This is a genomic window from Halorubellus litoreus, from assembly GCF_055378595.1.
This window is the reverse complement of the sequence record NZ_AP043836.1, coordinates 1385899-1405812: the sequence shown is the minus strand read 5'-3', so window position 1 is coordinate 1405812 and position 19914 is coordinate 1385899. Positions and strand designations below refer to the sequence as shown.

The window sequence follows — 19914 nt, the reverse complement described above, 5'->3', positions numbered from 1 at the left end:
TTCGGATGCCGGTGCGTCCCGTCGCTCTCGTCAGTCGTCGGCCTCGACCGCGAACTCGTCGGTCATGTCGACCGCGGCCCCCGAGTCAGCGGCCTCGTAGATCGCGGCCATGACGCGCTGGACCGCGAGCGCCTCGTCGACCGTGTTCGTGCCCGGCGGGTCGCCCGCGGCGACCGCCTCCACGAACCGCCGGCCTTCGGTGCGATGCGCGGGCTCGCCGTCCGTGCGGACGCTCGTGTCCGCGAACTGCGGGCCGCCGACGTCCTCGACCTCGTAGATCTCGAGGGACTCCGCCTTGCGGTCGAGTTCCGCGCCAGCGTCCGTCCCCTGGAGGACGTAACTCGTCTCCGGCGGGCGGTTCGCGGCCCACGACGTCTCCAGCGCTATCGTCTCTCCACCGGCGCATCGGATGAGCGCGTGCGCGGAGTCGTCGACGGTGAACTCGCCGTCGCCGTCCTCGCCCCACATCTCGAGGTACGTGTACTCCTCGCGGCCGCCGAACGTCGAGCGCGTCGTCCCCGCGACCTCCACGACCTCCGGGAAGTCCATGAGGTACAGCGCCAGGTCGATCGCGTGCGCGCCGATGTCGATGAGCGCGCCACCGCCGGCCGCGTCCGCGTCCGTGAACCACGACCCACGCCCCGGGACGCCCCGGCGCCGGATGTAGTTCGCGTCCACGTGATAGACGTCCCCGAACCGTCCCTCGTCGAGGTGGGCTTTCAGCGTCCGCACTTCGGGTGCGAACCGGTTGTGGAATCCGACCATGCAGAACCCGTCCGCGGCGCGCGCAGTGGCCGCGATCCGCTCCGCGCTCTCGACCGTGTGCGCGAGCGGCTTCTCGACGAGCACGTCCAGGCCCGCGTCGAGCGCGCTCACGACGTACTCCTCGTGGAAGCAGTTCGGGGTCGTCACCACGACCGCGTCCACGTGCTCGTAGAGCGCGTCCGCCTCCGCGAACGTCTGCACGCCGTAGGTCTCCCCGAACGACGCACGCGCCTCTGTCGCGATGTCCATGCCTCCCGCGAGCGCTACCGGGACGCCTTCGTCCCGAAGCGCCGCGAACTGGTCGGCGTGATGGCGAGCGATGCCACCCAGTCCTACGATTCCGATACGTACCGTTTCTCCTTCGTGCATCGTGTGTTGGTGTCTCCGTCGTGTACCGCGTGTCGTCTGCGTCGCGTACCGCGTGTCGTCTGCGTCGCGTACCGCGTGACGCGTCGTCGAACCGGTCGATTCCGCCGTCGAACCGGTCGATTCCGCCGTCCATCCGCCGGGTTCGTTCCGGGTGGCGGCGCCCGGCGTCGTTACAGCAGTTGCTCCTCGCGCTCCTCTCGCTCTCGCTCCCGTTCGGCGCGCTCGCGCTGCCGACGACGGCCTCGAACGTACCGCCGGATCCCCGGCACGAGCTTGTTCTTCACGTCCAGGACGAACGACGCGATGCCGTACGCCCAGAAGAAGAACAGGAGCGTGCCGAGCGCGAAGTACGTCTCGACGCTGAGCGGCATCGCTAGTCACCTCCCGCCGCGCCCGACTCCGGGCCGGTCGTCGTCGCCTGATACTGCCCGGAGAGCGAGTGCACGATGGCGTCACCGCTCGACGTCTCGAACAGGTGGAGTTTCTCCCGGTCGAGGACGACCGACTGCCGCTCGTCCTCCGCGATGGCCGCGTCCGGGTCGACGCTCATCAACAACTGGTTGCGCGGGTCGTCGTCCATCCCGCCCGACGTCGCCTCGAACTGGAGGTACGCGAATATCTCGTTCCCCATCGGCTCCAGGACGTCCGTGAACGTCTCGAACTGCCCGCTCGGGTCCGTCGCATCCGCCGCGTTCGCCGCCGGATACACGTCCTCCGGCCGCACGCCGAGCGTCACCTGGTCGCCCGGGGAGACGCCGACGGACGCCGGGTCGAACGAGACCGACAGGTGCTCGCCCCGGAACCCGCTCTCGGTGACCTCGCCCGCCACGAGGTTCATCGACGGCGACCCGATGAACCCCGCGACGAACAGGTTCGCCGGTTCGTTGTAACACACGAGCGGCGGGTCGATCTGCTGGAGCTGCCCGTCGTTGATGACCGCGATCCGGTCGCTCATCGTCATCGCCTCCGCCTGGTCGTGGGTCACGTAGATGATGGTGGTATCCAGTTCCTTGTGGAGGCGTTGCAGTTCCGTCCGCATGTGGACGCGGAGCTTCGCGTCCAGGTTCGCGAGCGGCTCGTCCATCAGGAACACCGCCGGATTCCGGACGATAGCGCGCGCGATAGCGACCCGCTGGCGCTGCCCGCCACTCATCTCGTCGGGCTGCCGGTCGAGCATCCCCTCCAGCTGGACGATCTCGGTCGCGCGCTCCACGCGCTCGCGGATCTCCTCGTCGTCGTAGTCCCGGAGCCGGAGCCCGAAGCTGATGTTGTCGTACACGTCCATGTGCGGGAACAGCGCGATGTTCTGGAACACCATCGCGACCCCGCGGTCCTTCGGCGGGAACCTCGTCACGTCCGTGTCCCCGATGGTGACCGTCCCCTCGCTCGGGGTGGTCAATCCCGCTATCATCTCCATCGTGGTCGACTTCCCGCAGCCGCTCGGGCCGACGAACGTGACGAACTCGCCGTCGCGGATGTCGAGGTTCATGTCGTCGACCGCCACGATGTCGCTGTACCGCTTCGTGATGCCGTCTAGTTGAACTCGTGCCATGGTTACTCCTTGAGTGCTCCCGCGGTGAGGCCGCTGACTATCTTCTCCTGGGCGATCACGACGAGTATCGTGACCGGCAGGACCGCGACGATGCTCGCCGCCGCCATCGCGTTGAACGTCGTCTGGAACTGGCCGGCGTTCCGGAACAGCAGGATGCCGTTCAGGACGGGCGCCCAGTCGCTCGGCCGCCCGCTCGTCATCAACGAGGAGAAGAAGAACTCGTTGTACACCGAGATGAACGTCAGGACGCCCGCGGTCGCGACGCCCGGCGCGGACAGCGGGATGATGACGCGGAACAGCGCGCCGAGGCGCGTCGTCCCCTCGATGCGCGCCGCGTCCTCCAAGCCGTCCGGTATCTGACTGTAGAACGTCGTCAGGATGAATATCGACAGCGGCATGAACAGCGCGCTGAACGGCAGCAGCATCGACCCGGGCGTGTTGTACAGCTGCGGGCTCGATATCGTGAACCCGAGCAGGTCGACGCCGACGTTCCCGTTGAACAGGTCCCATAGCGGTAGGAAGAACGCCGCCGGCGGGAAGTACGAGATGGCGAGCACGAGCAGCATCAGGGGTCGTCGACCCCTGAACTCGAGGCGGCCGAACACGTAGCCGGCGAGGCTCGCGAGCAGGAGGACGACCATCGTCGTCGCGGTCGCGAGCACGAGGCTGTTCAGCATGTACCGGAGGAAGTCCACCTGCTCGAAGATGATGACGAACGTCTCCGTGTTGAAGCCGTTCGGGAGCAGGCCGATCTCGGGGAGCGTCCCGCTCGGGCCGGTCGGCGTGAGCGCGAGGATCGCCAGCCAGTAGAACGGGAACAGCGTCGTCCCGACGAAGAAGATGGTGACGACGTAGAACAGCGCCCGGTAGGCGCGCTCGGGGTTCTTGATGGAGCGGTCCACCCACCGCTGGAACGGGCCGCGGTTCAGTTCGGCGTCCCCGTCGAACACGTCGTTCGGGTCGCGACCGGGGTCGCCGTCCGGGACGTCCGTCGGCGTGGGAGTGTCCTGAGTCATGCCATCTCCTCGCGTGCGTACCCGACGATGTACACGCTCACGAACACGCCGATGATGGCGGCGGTCACGAACGCGATGGTCGCCGAGGTCGCGAACAGGTTGTTGTCGAACGACCGGATGACGAGACACGACAGCGACGGCACGGTCTCGCAGCCGGAGACGGTCTCGATGACGCCGTACACGCGCATCGCTTGGATGGTGCGGAACAGCATCGCGACGAACACGGTCGGGAGCACCATCGGGAGCGTGATGTACTTGAACCGCTGCCAGGGCGACGCGCCCGAGACCCTCGCGACGTCGTAGAGGTTCCGGTCGATGCTCTGCAGGCCGGCGAGGATGAGCAGCGCCATGAACGCGGTCGTCTTCCAGATGTCGGCGACGATGATGATGATAGTCGAGTCGATGGTGCTCGAGAACGGCGCGAGCCCGAACGGCCCGAGCGTCTGCAGTATCGTCTGGTTGCCTTCGCCACCGATGAGGAACCCGGTGCCGGGCTGGAACATCAGGAAGAAGATCATCCCCTGGACGACGATGGGGACCGCCCACGGGATGATGATGGCGAGGCGCGCCCAGCGTCGCCCGAAGAAGTCCTGGTTGAGGACGAGCGCTTGCGCGAACCCGAAGATGGTCTCGAAGAACACGCTCGCGACCGTGAAGATGAGCGTCACCGTCAGCGCGCTGTTGAAGAACGCCTCGACGGTGAGCGCCGTCGGGACGAAGTCCGCTGGCAGGAGCGCGTTCTTCTGGCCGGTCAGGAGCGCGACGTAGTTCTCGACGCCGACGAACCCGCCGAGGCGCCCGGCGAGGTTGTCCGCGAACAGCGACATCCGGAACGTCGACAGGAGCGGCCAGAGCGCGATCGCGGCGAGCAACGCGAGCGCTGGCGTCAGCAGGAGGTACGCGAACTGCGCTTCGCTGAGGTTCTCCATCCAGCGAACCACGGCCGCGTACGGGCCGCTGCTCGTGCGTTCGGCGAGCGCGCCCGGTTGCGTCTCTTGGTCGGTAGCCATCGTCGGCTGGTCAGGCGGACTCCTCTATCTGTTCGAGCGAGGCCTTGAGGTCCTCCATTGCCTTCGACGGTGACTTGCTCTGCTGGAGCGTGGCGTTGACCTCCTTGGATATCTGCGTGGACTGCTGGCTCCAGACGCGCGTCACCGGGCGCGGGATGGCGTTCTCTCCGGCTAGCTTCAGGGTGTCGACGTAGCGGCCGATGACGTCGAGCTCTTGGGCCTTGCTGCTCGCGAGGCGGTCCGGGACGGGTGGAATCCAGCCGCCGATCTCGAACAGCGAGAGCTGCGCTTGTTCGGTCTGCAGGGTCTTGAGGACCTGGAGCGCGGCGCGCAGGCGGTCGTCGGCGGCGTTCGGGTTGAGCGCGAGGTGCCAGCCGCCGAGCGCGGCGACGGGCCCGCCGGTGCCGTCGTACTTCGCGTCGCTCGCGGGGACGCCCTCGGGGATGGGCATCACGCCGAGGTCCTCGCCGAACGCGTCCTCGGCACCGTTGATGACGATGGAGTACGGCCAGTTCCGATGCATGACGGCCTTCCCCTTCGTGAACGGTTCGCGGGACGGCTCTTCGGTCATCTGGAGGACCTGCTTGGGTGCGATGTTCCCGGTGATGCCGTCCATCGAGTGCTCGTCGTCGCTCCCGTAGATGAACGTCCGGAGCAGCTTCAGGGAGTCGATGACGGGCTGTTCCTCGACGGTGATGGGGCGGTCGCCGACGGGCCCGAAGAGGTTGTCGTGGTCGCCGAAGTACGCGCCGCCGTACGAGCTCATGAACTCGTTGAAGTCACAGCACGACAGGCCCTCGTAGGCCTTCGCCTGGAACGTGAACCCCATCTCGGCGTCGGTCGTCTCGAGCGCGTCCTTGGTGACCTTCGAGAACCGCTCCCAGTTCATCGCGTTGGTCGCCCAGTCCTCGCCGTCCGGGTCGTAGCCGGCTTCCTCGACGAGGTCCTTGCGGTACTGGATGGTCGGGAAGTCTGCGAACAGCGGCTGAGCGTAGAGGTCGCCGTTCATCGTCGCGGTGGAGACGCTCGCGTCGAAGAAGTCGTTCTTGACGGTGTCGACCATCGACCCCGGAAGGGCGTCGCTGAGGTTCATGATCTGGCCGCGGACGATGAACGGTATCGTCCAGCCGTTGTCCATCATGATGATGGTCGGCTTCTCCTGCCCGGCCGAGAGGACGTTCTTGTACTTCGCTTGCCGGTCGCCGGTGGTGAACGACCCGGTGAGTATCTCCACGGAGATGTTCTCGGGGAGTCCTGCGGCGTGGAGTGCGTCGTTGATGTCGCCCTCGGCTTTCTTGAAGTTGGAGTCGCCGGCCCACTGGACGGTGACGTCCTCGCTCGGTGCTTCGGTGGGTATCGGTTCGTCGGTTCGCCCGGCGGTGCTCTCCGCGCTACCGCCGCTCTGGGAGATGCAGCCGGCGAGCGAGATGCCGGCGCCGGTGGCTGAGGCGACCGTCACGAACGAGCGCCGGGAGACGCTACGCGAGTTACCGTCGGTATCGTGTGAGCCATTCGCAGGCATATCACGGTTTTTCATGTGGGGATTAGATATAGATAACGAGGATACAACAGCTGTTGTAGTAAGATTGTGATACAGATCGGTGGCGTTCGTGTCAAGCAAGTATTGCGACGTGCGTGCCGTCATCGGTCGCCCAGTCCGGAAACGACGAAGAACTCGTGTCTCGTTCGTCAGATAGTGGACACCGGCACTCGACGCGGCCGCAGTCAGTCGACCGCGGTGACCGTGATACGCGTCGCCTCCAGGTCCTCCAGCATCGCGCCCTCCCCGCCGACCGTGAACGACCCCTCGTCGGTCGCGACCGTGAACGACGCCCGACCCGCGAGCTCCACGAGGCCCGTCGTCCGCGCGTCCCCACTCTCGTCGCCCTCGTAGTACACGTCACTGACCACGCCCTCGACCGCTCGCGCCTCGCCACCCGACACCGCGTTCCCCTCGACGTGCACCGACACCACCGCGTCGGCCTCCACGAGCGGCTCGACGTCCCGGATGAACTCGCGGACGTCCACGTACTCGATCGGCGGGTCGTCGTTGCGCGCGCTGTAGATCTCCTCGCAGATCTCCCAGAGACAGCCGACGTAGTACCAGTGGAACACGTACTCGTGCGTGCGGTCGTCGACGAGCACGCCGTACTCGTTGCGCGCCGCCTCGTGCGGCGCGAAGCACGCCTTCTGCCGGTCGACGAGCGCGACGAACGGCGACGGAATCGGGCGATGACGTGCCTCCGTACACGTCGACGCGAGCACGTCCGACGCCGGCAGTGGCGTCCGGTCGTCGTCCTCCGTGTACAGCGACAACTGGACGTACACGCCGCGGTCGACCGCGGCCGCGAGCGCGTCCTCGAGCTCCGCGAACTGCTCGGGGCTCGCCGACAACTGGATCTGGTTCTCGGCGTCCTCGATGAACAGTCGCGCGCGGTCGACGACGGTCTCGAACCGCTGAACGATGCTCGCCGCGTGCGCGTCCAGCTCGGGCTGCTCCCAGCGCTCCTCTATCTCCGCGGCCGCCGACGACAGCCGGTCGGCACGCGACTCGAGGTCCGCGAGCACCTCCGTCGGGTCGTGCGCGCGCACCCGAAGGCGGTCCTGCTCGTACGTCTCGACGTACCCGCGGTCCTCGAGGTCCCGGACGACGTCGTAGATGCGCGGGTCCGGGACGTCGCTCGCCGCGGTCAGCTCGCGCGCCGACGCGGTCCCGAGCTCCAGTATCGCGACGTACGCCCGGGACTGGTACGGCGACAGCCCGGCGTCCTGCAGGGTCTCGCGCAACTCCTCGGAATCCATGCCGCTCACTCGCACGGGAACGCGCAAGAACCTTCGGCTGGCCGCGCTCCACGCTGCCCGAGCGCTGACGCGGAGGCGGGCGCCGTGGCCGGCGACAGCCCTTTGTCGCGAGCCGCCGGAGTGTGTCGCGAATGACCACGTTCGACGCCCTCCGCGACGCTCGGTACACGGGCGAGGCCCGCTGTTGGCCGTGCACGGCGGTGAACGTCGTGGTCGTCGCGGCCGTCGTCCTGGCGCTCGCGCTCGTCGACCGGGTCGCGCTCGCGGCCGCGGTCGCGGTCGTCGGCGCGCTCGCCGTCTGGCTACGCGGGTACGTGGTCCCGTTCACGCCGCGGTTCGCGCCGCGGCTCGTCGCGGCCGTTCCCGGCGGCGAGCGCCTGTTCGACCACGGGAACGCACCGGGTCGCGACCGCGAGACCGCGGACGATGCACCCGCTGGGACGGCCGGCGACGCGAACCTCGCGCCGCGGGACGTCGACGCCGAGGCGACCCTCGGCGCGCTCGTCGACGCCGGCGTCGTCGTGCCCGCGGGCGAGGACCTCCAGTTGGACGACGCGTTCCGCGAGGCGTGGACCGTCCGCATCCGCGACCGCCGGGACGACCCCGTGGAGGCGGTCGCGAGCGACGTCGCCGACGCCCTCGCGGACGCGACCGTCAGCGTCGAGGACGAGGACGTCGGGCGCGGTCCGTACGTCGTCGTCTCCCGGGGCGACGGCCCGTCGCTCGGCGACGCCTGGCTCACGCGACCCGTCGCGGTCGCCGAACTCGCCGCCGTCGAGGCGCTCGCCGACCACGACCTCGACCGCGCGACGCGCGTCGCCGCCGCCGGTCCACTCCGACTGTTCCTCGACGAGTGCCCGGCGTGCGGCGGCGACGTCGTGGAGACCACGACCGTCGAGTGCTGCGGCGGCACCGCCGGCGCCGGCGCCAGCCCCGACCACGTCCTCGCGTGCAGCGACTGCGACAGCAGGCTGTTCACGCTCCCTGACCCCGAGTGACGGAGGCGCGGAGCGCTCCCCCTGCCGGCAGTCATCGCGTCCGCTCGTGCGGTCGTCGTGCCCGTGCGCGCTCGACGCATCGCCGACCCAACACTTTTGACGTGTAGGGTGAGCTACTGGTATGTCAACGCACACGACACCGGACGGCTCGACGCTCGAGTACGGACCAACCGCGGTCGCCGGCCGAACCGCCCTCGTCGGCGTCCTCGCCGGGCTCGCGTTCGGCGCACTCATCCAGTTCCAGCTCGGTCGGATGACCGCCATCGGCGCGATGTACACGCTCGGCGACCCCTCACTCACCGTCGGCTGGGTCGCACACCTCTTCCACGCGGCGCTCTTCGGCGCGTTCTTCGGCGTCCTCGTCGACACCGGCGTCCTCCGCGAGCACGCCACCGAACTCGCGCCGAGCGTCGCCCTCGGCGCGGCCTACGCGACCGCGCTCTGGCTCGTCAACGTCGGGCTCGTCTGGCCGCTCTGGCTGAACGCCGTCAGCTTCGGGACCGACCTCCCCGTGCCGAACGTCGCCGTCATGCCGCTCGTCGGCCACCTCGTCTGGGGCGTCCTGCTCGGCGCCGGCACCGCCGTCGCGCTCGCGCGCTGAGGAAAAACCGGTTCAGGAGAGGAGTTCGACGAGCAGCGCCTTCTGGACGTGCAGGCGGTTCTCGGCCTGCTGCCAGACGAGCGACCGCTCGCTCTCGATGGCGGCGTCGGTGACCTCCTCGCCGCGGTTCGCGGGCAGACAGTGCATGAACTTCGCGTCCGCGGCCTCGAGGACGTCCTCGGTGACGGTCCAGCCGTCGAAGGCCTCGCGCTTCTCGTCGGCCTCGCCCATGCTCACCCAGACGTCCGTCTCGACGACGTCCACGTCCGAGATCGCTGCCTCGAAGTCCGTCGTCACCGTCGGCGCGGAACCGACTGCGGCCGCACGCTCCAGGACCGAGTCCGGGAGCCCGTGGCCGTCCGGCGTCGCTATCGTGCAGTCGACGCCCGCCATCGCGCACGCGACCGCGAACGACGCGGCGACGTTGTTCCCGTCGCCGACCCACGCCACGGAGACGTCCGCGAGGTCGTCGAACGTCTGCTTCAGCGTCAGGACGTCCGCGAGCGCCTGGCACGGATGCGCGTCGTCCGTGAGCGCGTTCACCACCGGGACGTCCGCGTACGCCGCGATCGTCTCCAGGGACGCGTGGTCGAACGTCCGGATGGCGAGCGCGTCTGCGTACCCCGAGAGCGCTCGCGCCGTGTCCTTGAGGGGTTCGCCGTGCCCGAGGTGCGTCGCGTCCGGCCCGAGGAACACCGCGTGCCCGCCGAGCTGGGTCATCCCGGTCTCGAAGCTCATCCGCGTTCGCGTCGAGGGCTTCTCGAACAGCATCCCGAGCGTGTGCTCGGGGAGGTCCCGGTGGGGGTTCCCGGCGGCGAGCATGTGCTCGTAGTTCGCGGCCTCGTCGAGGACGTCGTGGAACGTCTCCACGCTGAGGTCGTCCACGTCGAGGACGTGGCGTGGTGGCTCTGGACTCGATCCGTTCGGCGCGTCTGGCGTCGGTGTACTCATGATAGTGTGGTCGTCCGCTGGTGGTTACTGGAGGTCGCTGGCGACGGATTCGAGGACCGCGACGGCGCGGTCGTAGTCGGCGAGCACGAGGTGTTCGTCGGGCGAGTGGTCGAGCGTGGAGTCGCCGGGGCCGTACGTGGCCACGGGACAGTTCCACGCCGCGTCGTAGAGGTTCGCGTCCGCGGTCCCGGTCTTCCGGAGGAGGCTCGGGTCGCCGCCAGCCTGCCTGATGGCGGTCCGGAACACGCGGCCGAGCTCGGAGCGCGGGCTCGCGACGTGCGGCGGGATGGCGTCGCCGAACTCGACGACGCCGCGCTTGGTCACCTTGTCGACTGTCGCCTCGATGTCGTCCGCGTCGACCCCCGGGGGGATGCGGAACTGGCAGTCGACGGTCGCGGTGACCGCGTTCCCGCCGGGTTCCGTGCCGGCGTCCACCATCACGGGCTTGACCGTCACGGACTCGAACACGCTCGCGTCGTCGCCCGCACTGGCACCGGGGCCGAGCGGGCTCTCGAAGGCGTCCTTGACGTCCTCGACCCACGCGGTCGCGTGCTCGACGGCGTTCAGGTCGGGGAGCGACGAGTGCGCGGCCTCGGTCGCGACCTCGTACGTCGCCGCGACGAACCCGCGGTAGCCGAGCGTGAGCGCCGACCACCCGGAGGGCTCGCCGTTGATGACGACGTCGGGGGCGTCCCGGTCGGCGACGAGGTGGTGCGCGCCACGGCTCGTGGTCTCCTCGCCGACGACGCCGACGAACGACACGCCCGTCTCGACGGCCGCCACGGCCATCGCGGCGAGCGGCCCGGTCGCGTCGACGCTCCCGCGCCCCCACAGCAGCGCGTCGTCGTCGACGAGCGCGGTGCCGTCCGTGGGCAGCGTCACGTCGTCGCCGCCGGCGTCGTTCACGACCGCTTCGGCGTCCGTGAGGTTCGCGTCGGCGTTCGTGAGACAGGTCGGGACGTCGCCGGGGACGGTGTCGACGTGACTCGTGAGGAGCACCGAGTCGTCCGCGGGCGCGCGGACGTTCCCGACGTCGTCGAGCCACACCTCGCGGCCGTGGGACTCGAAGAACGCCGCGAGGCGCTCGGCGGCCGCGGCCTCCTCGCCCGTGGGCGAGGGCGTGGCGACGAGGTCCGCGACGAGTTCGCGCGCTTCGGCCGCGGAGACGTCCGCGGTCGCGACGCCGCCGTCAGCCGCGTCGGCGGTAGCGCCGGTCGCGTCCGCGTTCGCCATCAGGCGGACACCCCCGCTTGACTCGGCATCAGGCGGACACCTCCGCGAGCACGTTCGCGAGCGCGTCGACGACCTCGTCGGCGTGCGCTTCGGTCGCGGTCAGCGGCGGGAGCAGGCGCACGACGGTGCGGCCCGCGGGGAGCGCGAGCACGCCCTCCTGGATGGCGAGGCCCTTCAGGAGGCGGTTCGCGCCGCGCTTGACCTCGACGCCGACCATGAGGCCCTCGCCGCGGACGTCGCGGACGGGGAGCTCCGACAGTTCGTCCTGGAGGTGCCCGCCGACGTCGGCTGCGTTCGCGGCGAGGTCCTCGTTCTCGACGACGTCGAGCGTCGCGGTCGCCGCCGCGGCCACGAGCGGGTTCCCGGAGAACGTCGACCCGTGGCTCGCGGCGCCGTCGGCGACCCAGTCCGCGCACACGGTCGCGCCGAGGGGCAGGCCGCTCGCGAGGCCTTTCGCCGCCGTCAGGATGTCCGGCGTCACGTCCCTGGACTGGCACGCCCAGTGCGTGCCGGTGCGGCCGACGCCCGTCTGGATCTCGTCCAGGACGAGTGCGGCGCCGGCGTCGTCCGTGACGTCCTGTGCGGCCTGCAGGTAGCCCTCGGGCGCGGGATGCACGCCACCCTCGCCCTGGACGGGTTCGAGGATGACCGCCGCGGTCTCCTCGTCCACCGCGTCGGCGAGCGCGTCCTCGTCGCCGTAGTCGACGAACTCGACGCCCGGCATCACGGGCTCGTACGGCGCCTTGTACTTCGCCTTCCACGTCGCCGCGAGCGCGCCCATCGTGCGGCCGTGGAACGCGCGCTTCGCGGCGACGACCTTCTCGCGGCCCGTCGCCGAGCGCGCGAACTTCAACGCCGCCTCGTTCGCTTCCGTCCCCGAATTGCAGAGCCAGACGTTGTCGAGGCCACCGGGCGCGAACTCGGCGAGGCGCTCGTAGAGCACGTCGCGCGTCGCGTTCCCGTAGCTCGCCTGCGCGTACAGCAACTCGCCGGCCTGGGACTTGACGGCGTCCACGACCTCGGGGTGACAGTGCCCGGCGGGCGTGCACGCGTAGCTCGCGCCGAAGTCGAGGTACTCGGTCCCCGAATCGTCGTAGAGGTGGACGTCCTCGCCGCGCTCGATGCTGATGGGTTTCTCCGAGAACACGAACCCGCTCATTGCGCCGACACCTCCGCGTCAGCGTCGTCCTCGGCCGTGTCGTCCGACTGCAGCGCACTGGGGAGTATCGTCGTCGCGTCGCCGTCGAGCGCGCTCGTTACGGGTGCGTCCGCGTTCGCGGTCGCGACCGCGACGCTCGCCGCACCGCCCTCGAGCGCCTCCTCGGCCGCCATGACCTTCTTCGTCATGAACCCTTCAGCGGCGTCCTCGAGGTCGCTCCAGTCTTCGGGTGTCGCGACCTCGTCGATGCGCGTGCTCGCGTCGTCGGGGTCCGCGTAGACCCCGGAGACGTCCGTGAGGACGACGAGGTCCGCGCCGAGCGCGCCAGCGATGGCCGCGGCGGCACGGTCCGCGTCCGCGTTCACGGGCAGCCACTTCGCTCGCGGCTCCTCGTCGTCGCCGCTCGCGCTGTCCGAGGCGCTCCGCGCCTCGCGGTCGCCGTCCTTCCCCGCCATGGGGACGGTCGCGACCGGGGTGTATCCGCCCGCGAGCAGCGTCTCGAGGAGGTCCGCGTTCACTTGCTTGATGGTCCCGGAATGGTCGCCGCGACGGATCTTCTTCTTGCCGTCCTCCTGGACGCGGACCGCGGACTTCCGCGGGCCGGCGAGGAGCTTCCCGTCGACGCCGGACAGTCCGACCGCGTCCACGCCCTCGTTCAGGAGGCCAGCGGTGAGGTCGGTGTTCAGTTTGCCGGGGAGCACCATCTCGAAGACCTCCATCGTGCGCTCGTCCGTGAACCGCCCGACGACCCCACTGGGGGTCTCCACGTACTCGGGCTCCTCGCCGAGCGCCTCCAGAGTCTCGTCCACCGCGGTCGAGCCGCCGTGAACGACGACGACTTGCTCTCCACTGGCGACCAGTTCGGCCACGTCAGCGAGCGCCCCATCCGGGTCGACGGCGCGCGCGCCACCGATCTTGACGACCGTGGTCATCTCAGGGACTCCCCACGGGGTGCAGGCCCGCGAACTCGAGGCCGGCGGTCTCCTCGAACCCGAGCGCGACGTTCGCCGCGTGCACCGCCTGACCGGCGGAGCCCTTGACGACGTTGTCGATGGCGGAGAACACGACGATACGCTCGTTCGACGCGTCCAGTTCGAACCCGACCTCGGCGTGGTTCGTGCCCGCGACCGCCTTCGGTTCCGGGTAGCGGTACGTCCCGGAACCGCCGGCTTGCATGCGGACGAACGGTTCGTCGTCGTACTCGCCGCGGTACGCTCCCCAGAGGTCGCCGTTGCTCACCGGGCCGTCGGGGAAGACGTGACAGGTCGCGCTCGCGCCGCGAACCATGTCCACGGCGTGGCAGGTGAACGAGACGCTCGTGCCGAGCCACTGCTCGATCTCGGCCTCGTGCCGGTGGCCGGTGGGCGCGTACGGGCGGACGACGCCCGAGCGCTCGGCGTGACTGGAGGCTGCGCCGCCGCCGGCGCCGCCCTCGCTGGACCCGACCTTCACGTCCACGACGACGTCCGCGCCGTCGAGGATGCCCGCTTCCGCGAGCGGGTAGAGCCCGAGGATGGTCGCGGTCGCGTTACAGCCACCCGACGCGATGACGTCCGCGCCCGCGAGGTTCTCGCGATTGACCTCGGGGAGCGCGTACTGCGCGACGTCGAGCTTCCCCGGGCAACTGTGGCCGTCGTACCACTCGTCGTACTGCGCCTCGGTGTCGAGACGGAAGTCCGCGGAGAGGTCGACGACGAGTTCCGCGGCGTCCTGGTACTCGTCGATGTGCTCCATCGTGACGCCGTGGGGCGTCGCCGTGAACAGCACGTCCACGCTCTCGAGGTCGCCGGGCTGCGAGAAGCGCAGGTCCGTCCCGCGCAGGGGCGGGTGGACGCTCCCCACGCTCTTCCCGGCGTACTCGCGGCTCGTCGCCTGCGAGAGCTCGAACTCGGGATGCCCGGCGAGCAGGCGCAGGAGCTCGCCGCCCGCGAACCCGCTCGCGCCGACGATACTCGCCGACACCGCCTCGCTGTCGACGTCGACGTCGCCCGTGGGCGTTGCAGCCATCAGTCCGACACCTCCGCGACCGCGTCCTCGACGTCGGCGTCGCCTCCAGCGGCGTCGGCCTTCGCCTCGAGCCAGTCGACGACCTTCGAGGGAACGTCAGTGTCGACGGCCTCGTTCAGGGCCTTGAACTCGACGGTGTGGTTGACCTCGTGGACCGTATAGTTCCAATCGGTCTGGTCGCCGTCGGTTTCCATCAGATCCACGCCCAGCAGGCCGCCGCCGACCGCGTCGCTCGCCATCTCGACGAGCTCCAGAGCCTCGTCGTCGAGCTCGAACGGTTCGGTGTCCGCGCCCTTCGCGGCGTTCGTCAGCCAGTGGTCGCCCGAGCGCGCCATCGCCGCGATGGGCTCGCCGTCGACGGCGAGCACGCGGACGTCGCGACCGGGTTTCTCGACGAACTCCTGGACGTAGAAGACCTTGTGCTCGTAGTGCCCGAGCGTCGCCTTGTGCTCGAGGATGGCCTCCGCGGCGCTCTTCGAGTCGATCTTCGCCATCAGGCGCCCCCACGAGCCCATCACGGGCTTCAGGACGCAGGGGTAGCCGAACTCGTCGATTATCTCCATCGCCGCGTCCGTCGTGAACGCCGTCTTCGTCGTCGGCGTCGGGACGCCCGCGGCCGCGAGCGCGAGCGAGTTCTCGACCTTGTCCGCGCACGTCTCCGCGGTCGCCGCGGAGTTCACGACGGGGACGCCGTACTGCTCGCAGAACTTCGTCGCGTACAGGCTCCGCGAGGTCGCCATGCAGCGGTCGACGACGAGGTCGAGGTCGTCGAACGCCTCAGGGGCCTCGGTGAGGTCGAACGTCTGCTTGCGGACGTCGATCTTCGTGACGTCGTGCCCGCGGTCGCGCAGCTCCGAGAGCAGGAGCTTCTCGTCCTGCCGGATGCGCGAGTAGAGGACGCCGACGTTCACGTCGTCCACCTCGCGTTCGCGGTCTGCGTGGTATCGTCGTCGAGCATCGTCTGGTGCGTGGTCGTCTTGGGGTGTATGGTGGCTGTCGTCTGCACGCTCACTCCCCCCAGTCCTCTTCCAGCTCGGGGGCCTTCTCGAGGACCGGCGGGGAGACGTCTATCACTTCGAGCTCTGCGCCGCAGGTGGTGCAGTCGACGATCTCTCCGGCTTCCGCGTCGTCGTGCAGCGCCACGTCGGCGCCGCACTCGGTGCATGTCGTCATCGTACCCGGTACTCCCGGCGCGAAGAACATAAACCTTCCGAACTTACCAAATATATTATACTACGTAGAGACCACTCTAACGGTGCTGAGAAAGCAAAATTCGCCATCGAACCCGAACCACATATCAGGTTACTTTGAATAGCTGCCCCGTGGTGGGGCTGGTGGCAGTCGGCCTCGCACGCCTCGCAGGTCGACCACGTCCGTCGTCGCCGCCACTCCTGTGACGAGCGCCGTCTCAGACATAGTCGGACACCTCGTCCTGGAGCGTCTCGTGCGCCAGCGCGAGCGCGTCGCGCTTCCCCGTGACGGCCTCCTCGTCCGCAGCGAGCGCGTCCGCCGCGTTCGCGACCTGGGACGCCACCGCCTCGGGGGCCGGGCCGCCGACCGAATCGCGCATCGCGACGTTCGCCGCGGGGTCGAGCGCGTCCGCGACCGTCGCTTCGTCCACGTACGTCTCCATGGACTCGCCGAGGACGTCCTCGACGACCGCCGCGATAGTGTCGACGCTCGGCGCCGACCCATCCGCCTGCTCGCTCGCCGTCGCCAGGACCTCGTGGGCCTGCCGGAACGGCACGTCAGCCATCGCGAGCACGTCAGCGACCGCCGTCGCCGTCGAGAACCCTTCGCCAGCAGCCTCGGCGAGCGCCTCGCTCGGCCACTCGGCGGTCGCCACCGCACCCGCCGCGACCGACGTCGCCTCGGTGACCGCATCCACGGTCGACCACACGTGCGGCGTCGCCGACTGGAGGTCGCGGTTGTACGCACGCGGCAGGCCCTTCAGCGTCGACAGCAAGCCATTGAGTCCGGCGCTCGCGTCGCCCGCGGTCGCGCGAACGAGCTCGAGCGTGTCCGGGTTCTTCTTCTGGGGCATGATCGACGAGGTCGACGAGTACGCGTCGTCGAGCTCGACGAACCCGCGGTTCGCGAAGATCACGAGGTCCTCCGCGAGCCCCGACAGGTGCGTCGCGACGCTCGCGAGCGCCGACGCGACCTCCACGAGGTGGTCGCGGGCCGCGACCGCGTCCGTCGCGTTCTCGACGAGTCCCGCGAACCCGAGCAGTTCCGCGGTACGGTCGCGGTCCACGTCGAACGGCGTCCCCGCGAACGCCGCCGCACCCAGCGGGGACTCGTTCACGCGCTCGTACGCGTCCAGCAAGCGGTCGGCGTCGCGAGCGAGCGCGCCAGCGTACGAGAGCGCCCAGTGCCCGACCGTCGTCGGCTGCGCCGACTGCAGGTGCGTATAGCCCGGCATCAGCGTCTCGCCCTCCGCGTCCGCGACCTCGACGAGCGCCGCACGCGCGTCGTTCACCGCGTCGAGCGCAGCGAGCACGTCCTCGCGCAGGCGATAGCGGATGCACGTCGCGACCTCGTCGTTCCGCGACCGCGCGGTATGCATCTTCCCGCCGACGTCGCCAGCGATGGCGATGACCTTCGACTCGATCGCCTCGTGGACGTCCTCGCCATCGGGCAATTCCTTGTGCTCCTCGACCTCCACGACGTTCAACGCCTGCAGTATCTGGCCGGCCTCGTCGTCGCCGACGATACCCTGTTCCGCGAGCATCACGACGTGCGCGCGGTCGACCGCCAGGTCCGCCTCGAAGATGCGTTCGTCCGCCGCCATCGACGACAGGAACCCGCGCGCCGGCCCGCCACTGAAGCGCTCGCCGCGGACCGCCGTCCCGCCGTCCGTCGCACCCGAGCCAGTCCCGCCGACAGCGTCGCCGTCGGCGCCCTCGCCGAGCGCGTCCCCGGTGCTATCGCTGGCGTCACCGGTCGTCTTCGCCGTGCGGTTGTCGCGGAACTCCGTCATCAGTCGTCAGCAGTGAGCGTCGTCTCCTCGGTCGACTCCTCGGACTCGGTCGCCGAGCCAGCCGAGTTCGCGAGACGGTCCTGGAACCCGTGGTACTTCGCGACGCCCGTCGCGTCCGCCTGCTCGATACCGTCCACGGTCGACGTGTCGAACGACGCCGCCGACTCCGAGTACACCGCGTGCTCGCTGTCGCGACCGACCGCGCGCGCCTGGCCCGCCGCGAGCTTCACCGTCACCGTCCCCTCCGTCTTCTCGCTCACGACGTCGAGGAACCCACCGAGCGCCTGCGAGAGCGGCGAATGCACGAGGCCCTCGTAGGCCTTCTGCCCCCACTCGTCGTCCACGGTCGCCTTGAAGTCGCGCTCGTCCTTCGTCAATACGAGACCCTCCAGGGACTCGTGCGCGGCGTGCAGCACGGTCGCGGCGGGGTGCTCGTAGTTCTCGCGCACTTTGAGGCCGAGCATGCGGTCCTCCATCATGTCCGTGCGGCCGACGCCGTACGCGCCGGCGAGCGCGTTCAGGTACTCGATGACCGCGACCGGCTCCCCGGTCGCGATGGCGCTCTTCGCCTCGTCCGCGTCAGCGGCCGCCGTCACCGCGTCCGCGGCCGTCTCCTGCACGGACTCGGGGCCCTCGAGCACCGAGACGCCCGTCGGGAGCCCGTTCGCGAACCCGATCTGGACGAGCGTCGGCGCCGTCACCTTGCCGGGCTCGGTCGTCCAATCGTAGATGTCCTCCGGCGGCACGTACGCCGGGTCCTCGAGATCCTTGCCCTCGACCGAGCGACTCCAGAGGTTCGTGTCGATACTCCAGTCGCCCTCGTTCCCGCCCTCCACCGGGAGGTCGAGTTCCGCCGCGTACGCCTGCTCGAACTCGCGCGTCAACCCGAGCTCGCGAACCGGTGCGATGACCGCCATGTCCGTGTCGCGCCACACCGCCTCGAAACGCAACTGGTCGTTACCCTTCCCCGTGCAACCGTGCGCGACCGCGTCCGCGCCGACATCCTGGGCGACCTCGGCGATCGCCTCCGCGATGACCGGGCGCGCGAGCGCCGTCCCGAGCGGGTACCCCTGGTAGGTCGCGTTCGCCGTCACGGACTCGAAGCAGAGGTCCGCGAACTCGGCCTTCGCGTCGACCACGTAGTGCTCGAGGTCGAGCGCCTCGGCGGTCTCCTCCGCCTCCACGAACTCCGCGTGAGGCTGGCCGACGTCGACCGTGACGCCCACGACCTCGTCGTACCCGTAGAGGTCCTCGAGGAGGGGGACGCAGACCGTCGTGTCGAGGCCGCCCGAGAACGCGAGCGCGACCGTGCCCCCGTCTACCTTCTCTACGTGCGTCGTGTCGAGGTTGTCTTCCGCGTACTGTGCGCCGGTGGCTGCCGTGTCGTCGTGCGTGGTATCGTCGTGTGTCATGTGGTGTCGATGTTCGTGACGGCGGAACCCCCGCCGTCGAAGTGGTCGAAGTGCAATGCGCCGCGAGTCGAGAAAGTAGTGTAAGTGGCCCTAACGGGCCGGTCGCGGCGTTCGAAGGGACACGGCAGCACCGCTCGCGGAGACCGCGAACGCAGACGTACGGTGCTGAACCATCGTGAAGATACATACTGGGTACATACTACTAAAGCTTGGCGGGCCGGCAAGGCTTGACCGCCACACGTGCACGATAACTCGTCACACACTACCGTGACTTTGCCGGGTCTTTAAGCCGATAGCCCCAGTGAGACCGCATATGCTCGATAATCGCGCCGGAATCGAGGTCGAGGACCTCCTCAAGATCGTCCTCGTCCTCGTCGTCGTCTGGATCGTCCTCGAGATACTCGGGATGATACTCGGCACCATCGGCTGGCTGCTCGGCCCCCTCCAGCCGCTCCTCGGTGTCGTCATCCTCATCCTCATCGTCCTCTGGCTGCTCGACCGGCTCTGAAACCACACGACATTAGGCCGCACCGACGCAACGAACGCACGTGTACAGCCTGAACGTCCCCGTCCCGGGACGCGTCCGCCGGCTCGCGAGCGACCTCCACCCCCAGCTCGTCGAGTTCGCACACCACCCCAGCGACCACACGCTCCTCGCGAAACGCCTCGACGCCAGCACGCCCAGCGACCGCCACCGCGTCCAACGCCAGGTACGGAACGCACTCGGCGGCCTCCCGCCGTTCGCCGTCCGCATCGACGGCATCGACTACTTCGCGAACCCGACCTCCGGCACCGGCCCCGTCGTCTACCTCACCGTCGACTCCCCCGGCCTCCAGGACGCCCACGACCGCCTCGTCGACGAACTCGGGAGCCTCCCAGGTCTCGGCGGCGACGACTACGTCCCCCACGTCACCCTCGCCCGCGACGGCCCCACCGACGCCGCCGAACGCGCCGCCAGCATCGACGTCGAATCAATCGAATGGACCGTCGAACGCCTCGAATTCTACGACGCCCACCTCGAGGAACCAGCCGGCGAGATACGCCTCCCCGCCTGAA

At 69.3% G+C, this 19914-nt stretch carries 20 protein-coding genes; 4 read left to right on the top strand and 16 right to left on the bottom strand.

Annotated features, from left to right (window positions below):
- Window positions 1-30 precede the first annotated feature (30 nt).
- From ACZ48X_RS11270 to ACZ48X_RS11240, 7 genes are all read right to left on the bottom strand, one after another.
- Window positions 31-1134, bottom strand: a complete 1104-nt coding sequence (locus ACZ48X_RS11270; protein ID WP_336349627.1) for a Gfo/Idh/MocA family protein — start codon at window positions 1132-1134, stop codon at window positions 31-33.
- A gap of 170 nt (window positions 1135-1304) precedes the next feature.
- The gene (locus ACZ48X_RS11265; protein WP_336349628.1) at window positions 1305-1505 is read right to left on the bottom strand and encodes a hypothetical protein; all 201 of its coding nucleotides are present in this window, start codon (window positions 1503-1505) and stop codon (window positions 1305-1307) included.
- A 2-nt stretch (window positions 1506-1507) separates the two neighbouring features.
- Window positions 1508-2686, bottom strand: coding sequence for an ABC transporter ATP-binding protein (locus tag ACZ48X_RS11260; protein WP_336349629.1), 1179 nt, complete (start codon window positions 2684-2686; stop codon window positions 1508-1510).
- A 2-nt stretch (window positions 2687-2688) separates the two neighbouring features.
- Window positions 2689-3702 (bottom strand): carbohydrate ABC transporter permease, encoded by a 1014-nt coding sequence (locus tag ACZ48X_RS11255; protein ID WP_336349630.1) that lies wholly within the window; start codon window positions 3700-3702, stop codon window positions 2689-2691.
- Window positions 3699-4631, bottom strand: a complete 933-nt coding sequence (locus ACZ48X_RS11250) for a carbohydrate ABC transporter permease (RefSeq protein ID WP_379762025.1) — start codon at window positions 4629-4631, stop codon at window positions 3699-3701. The genes ACZ48X_RS11255 and ACZ48X_RS11250 overlap by 4 nt, the downstream gene beginning before the upstream one ends.
- A gap of 91 nt (window positions 4632-4722) precedes the next feature.
- Entirely contained in the window at window positions 4723-6171 is a 1449-nt protein-coding gene (locus tag ACZ48X_RS11245) for an extracellular solute-binding protein (RefSeq protein ID WP_379762027.1), read from the bottom strand.
- A 266-nt stretch (window positions 6172-6437) separates the two neighbouring features.
- The gene (locus tag ACZ48X_RS11240; protein ID WP_336349633.1) at window positions 6438-7514 is read right to left on the bottom strand and encodes a TrmB family transcriptional regulator; all 1077 of its coding nucleotides are present in this window, start codon (window positions 7512-7514) and stop codon (window positions 6438-6440) included.
- A 131-nt stretch (window positions 7515-7645) separates the two neighbouring features.
- Between ACZ48X_RS11240 and ACZ48X_RS11235 the strand changes: the two genes are divergently transcribed.
- Together ACZ48X_RS11235 and ACZ48X_RS11230 are read left to right on the top strand one after the other, a co-directional pair.
- Complete coding sequence (locus ACZ48X_RS11235; protein ID WP_336349634.1) at window positions 7646-8512, top strand: DUF8054 domain-containing protein; 867 nt, start codon at window positions 7646-7648, stop codon at window positions 8510-8512.
- A gap of 121 nt (window positions 8513-8633) precedes the next feature.
- A complete protein-coding gene (locus ACZ48X_RS11230; RefSeq protein ID WP_336349635.1) occupies window positions 8634-9113 on the top strand; it encodes a hypothetical protein in 480 nt (159 codons plus the stop codon).
- Window positions 9114-9125: 12 nt separating this feature from the next.
- Here the strand turns inward: ACZ48X_RS11230 and argF are convergent, their stop codons facing one another.
- The 9 genes from argF to argG all read right to left on the bottom strand — a co-directional run bounded on the left by argF (window position 9126) and on the right by argG (window position 18858).
- Window positions 9126-10064, bottom strand: coding sequence for an ornithine carbamoyltransferase (gene argF / locus ACZ48X_RS11225; RefSeq protein WP_336349636.1), 939 nt, complete (start codon window positions 10062-10064; stop codon window positions 9126-9128).
- A 24-nt stretch (window positions 10065-10088) separates the two neighbouring features.
- A complete protein-coding gene (locus ACZ48X_RS11220; protein WP_336349637.1) occupies window positions 10089-11297 on the bottom strand; it encodes a [LysW]-lysine hydrolase in 1209 nt (402 codons plus the stop codon).
- A gap of 28 nt (window positions 11298-11325) precedes the next feature.
- Window positions 11326-12456, bottom strand: coding sequence for an aspartate aminotransferase family protein (locus tag ACZ48X_RS11215; protein ID WP_336349638.1), 1131 nt, complete (start codon window positions 12454-12456; stop codon window positions 11326-11328).
- Window positions 12453-13388: an acetylglutamate/acetylaminoadipate kinase gene (locus ACZ48X_RS11210; protein WP_336349639.1), complete on the bottom strand. Its 936-nt coding sequence runs from the start codon at window positions 13386-13388 to the stop codon at window positions 12453-12455. The genes ACZ48X_RS11215 and ACZ48X_RS11210 overlap by 4 nt, the downstream gene beginning before the upstream one ends.
- A 1-nt stretch (window position 13389) precedes the next feature.
- Complete coding sequence (gene argC / locus ACZ48X_RS11205; RefSeq protein ID WP_336349640.1) at window positions 13390-14463, bottom strand: N-acetyl-gamma-glutamyl-phosphate reductase; 1074 nt, start codon at window positions 14461-14463, stop codon at window positions 13390-13392.
- Window positions 14463-15374: a lysine biosynthesis protein LysX gene (lysX, locus tag ACZ48X_RS11200; RefSeq protein WP_336349681.1), complete on the bottom strand. Its 912-nt coding sequence runs from the start codon at window positions 15372-15374 to the stop codon at window positions 14463-14465. The genes argC and lysX overlap by 1 nt, the downstream gene beginning before the upstream one ends.
- A gap of 97 nt (window positions 15375-15471) precedes the next feature.
- Complete coding sequence (gene lysW, locus ACZ48X_RS11195) at window positions 15472-15636, bottom strand: lysine biosynthesis protein LysW (RefSeq protein ID WP_166042218.1); 165 nt, start codon at window positions 15634-15636, stop codon at window positions 15472-15474.
- Between the two features lie 235 nt (window positions 15637-15871).
- Window positions 15872-17446 carry an argininosuccinate lyase gene (gene argH / locus ACZ48X_RS11190; protein WP_336349641.1) on the bottom strand — a complete coding sequence of 525 codons (1575 nt, stop codon included), beginning with the start codon at window positions 17444-17446 and terminating at the stop codon, window positions 15872-15874.
- Window positions 17446-18858, bottom strand: a complete 1413-nt coding sequence (gene argG, locus ACZ48X_RS11185) for an argininosuccinate synthase (protein WP_336349642.1) — start codon at window positions 18856-18858, stop codon at window positions 17446-17448. The genes argH and argG overlap by 1 nt, the downstream gene beginning before the upstream one ends.
- 313 nt (window positions 18859-19171) lie before the next feature.
- On the opposite strand from argG, the gene ACZ48X_RS11180 reads away from it, so the two are divergent.
- Window positions 19172-19366 (top strand): DUF7554 family protein, encoded by a 195-nt coding sequence (locus ACZ48X_RS11180; protein ID WP_336349643.1) that lies wholly within the window; start codon window positions 19172-19174, stop codon window positions 19364-19366.
- Window positions 19367-19406: 40 nt separating this feature from the next.
- Window positions 19407-19913, top strand: a complete 507-nt coding sequence (locus ACZ48X_RS11175; RefSeq protein WP_336349644.1) for a 2'-5' RNA ligase family protein — start codon at window positions 19407-19409, stop codon at window positions 19911-19913.
- The last annotated feature ends 1 nt before the right edge of the window (window position 19914 follow it).

Excerpts from the sequence above, each read along its gene's own strand:
- ACZ48X_RS11270 (WP_336349627.1), bottom strand. The coding sequence starts at position 1,134 with ATGCACGAAGGAGAAACGGTACGTATCGGAATCGTAGGACTGGGTGGC.
- ACZ48X_RS11265 (WP_336349628.1), bottom strand. The coding sequence starts at position 1,505 with ATGCCGCTCAGCGTCGAGACGTACTTCGCGCTCGGCACGCTCCTGTTC.
- ACZ48X_RS11260 (WP_336349629.1), bottom strand. The coding sequence starts at position 2,686 with ATGGCACGAGTTCAACTAGACGGCATCACGAAGCGGTACAGCGACATC.
- ACZ48X_RS11255 (WP_336349630.1), bottom strand. The coding sequence starts at position 3,702 with ATGACTCAGGACACTCCCACGCCGACGGACGTCCCGGACGGCGACCCC.
- ACZ48X_RS11250 (WP_379762025.1), bottom strand. The coding sequence starts at position 4,631 with ATGGAGAACCTCAGCGAAGCGCAGTTCGCGTACCTCCTGCTGACGCCA.
- ACZ48X_RS11240 (WP_336349633.1), bottom strand. The coding sequence starts at position 7,514 with ATGGATTCCGAGGAGTTGCGCGAGACCCTGCAGGACGCCGGGCTGTCG.
- ACZ48X_RS11235 (WP_336349634.1), top strand. The coding sequence starts at position 7,646 with ATGACCACGTTCGACGCCCTCCGCGACGCTCGGTACACGGGCGAGGCC.
- ACZ48X_RS11230 (WP_336349635.1), top strand. The coding sequence starts at position 8,634 with ATGTCAACGCACACGACACCGGACGGCTCGACGCTCGAGTACGGACCA.
- argF (WP_336349636.1), bottom strand. The coding sequence starts at position 10,064 with ATGAGTACACCGACGCCAGACGCGCCGAACGGATCGAGTCCAGAGCCA.
- ACZ48X_RS11220 (WP_336349637.1), bottom strand. The coding sequence starts at position 11,297 with ATGGCGAACGCGGACGCGACCGGCGCTACCGCCGACGCGGCTGACGGC.
- ACZ48X_RS11215 (WP_336349638.1), bottom strand. The coding sequence starts at position 12,456 with ATGAGCGGGTTCGTGTTCTCGGAGAAACCCATCAGCATCGAGCGCGGC.
- ACZ48X_RS11210 (WP_336349639.1), bottom strand. The coding sequence starts at position 13,388 with ATGACCACGGTCGTCAAGATCGGTGGCGCGCGCGCCGTCGACCCGGAT.
- argC (WP_336349640.1), bottom strand. The coding sequence starts at position 14,463 with ATGGCTGCAACGCCCACGGGCGACGTCGACGTCGACAGCGAGGCGGTG.
- lysW (WP_166042218.1), bottom strand. The coding sequence starts at position 15,636 with ATGACGACATGCACCGAGTGCGGCGCCGACGTGGCGCTGCACGACGAC.
- argH (WP_336349641.1), bottom strand. The coding sequence starts at position 17,446 with ATGACGGAGTTCCGCGACAACCGCACGGCGAAGACGACCGGTGACGCC.
- argG (WP_336349642.1), bottom strand. The coding sequence starts at position 18,858 with ATGACACACGACGATACCACGCACGACGACACGGCAGCCACCGGCGCA.
- ACZ48X_RS11180 (WP_336349643.1), top strand. The coding sequence starts at position 19,172 with ATGCTCGATAATCGCGCCGGAATCGAGGTCGAGGACCTCCTCAAGATC.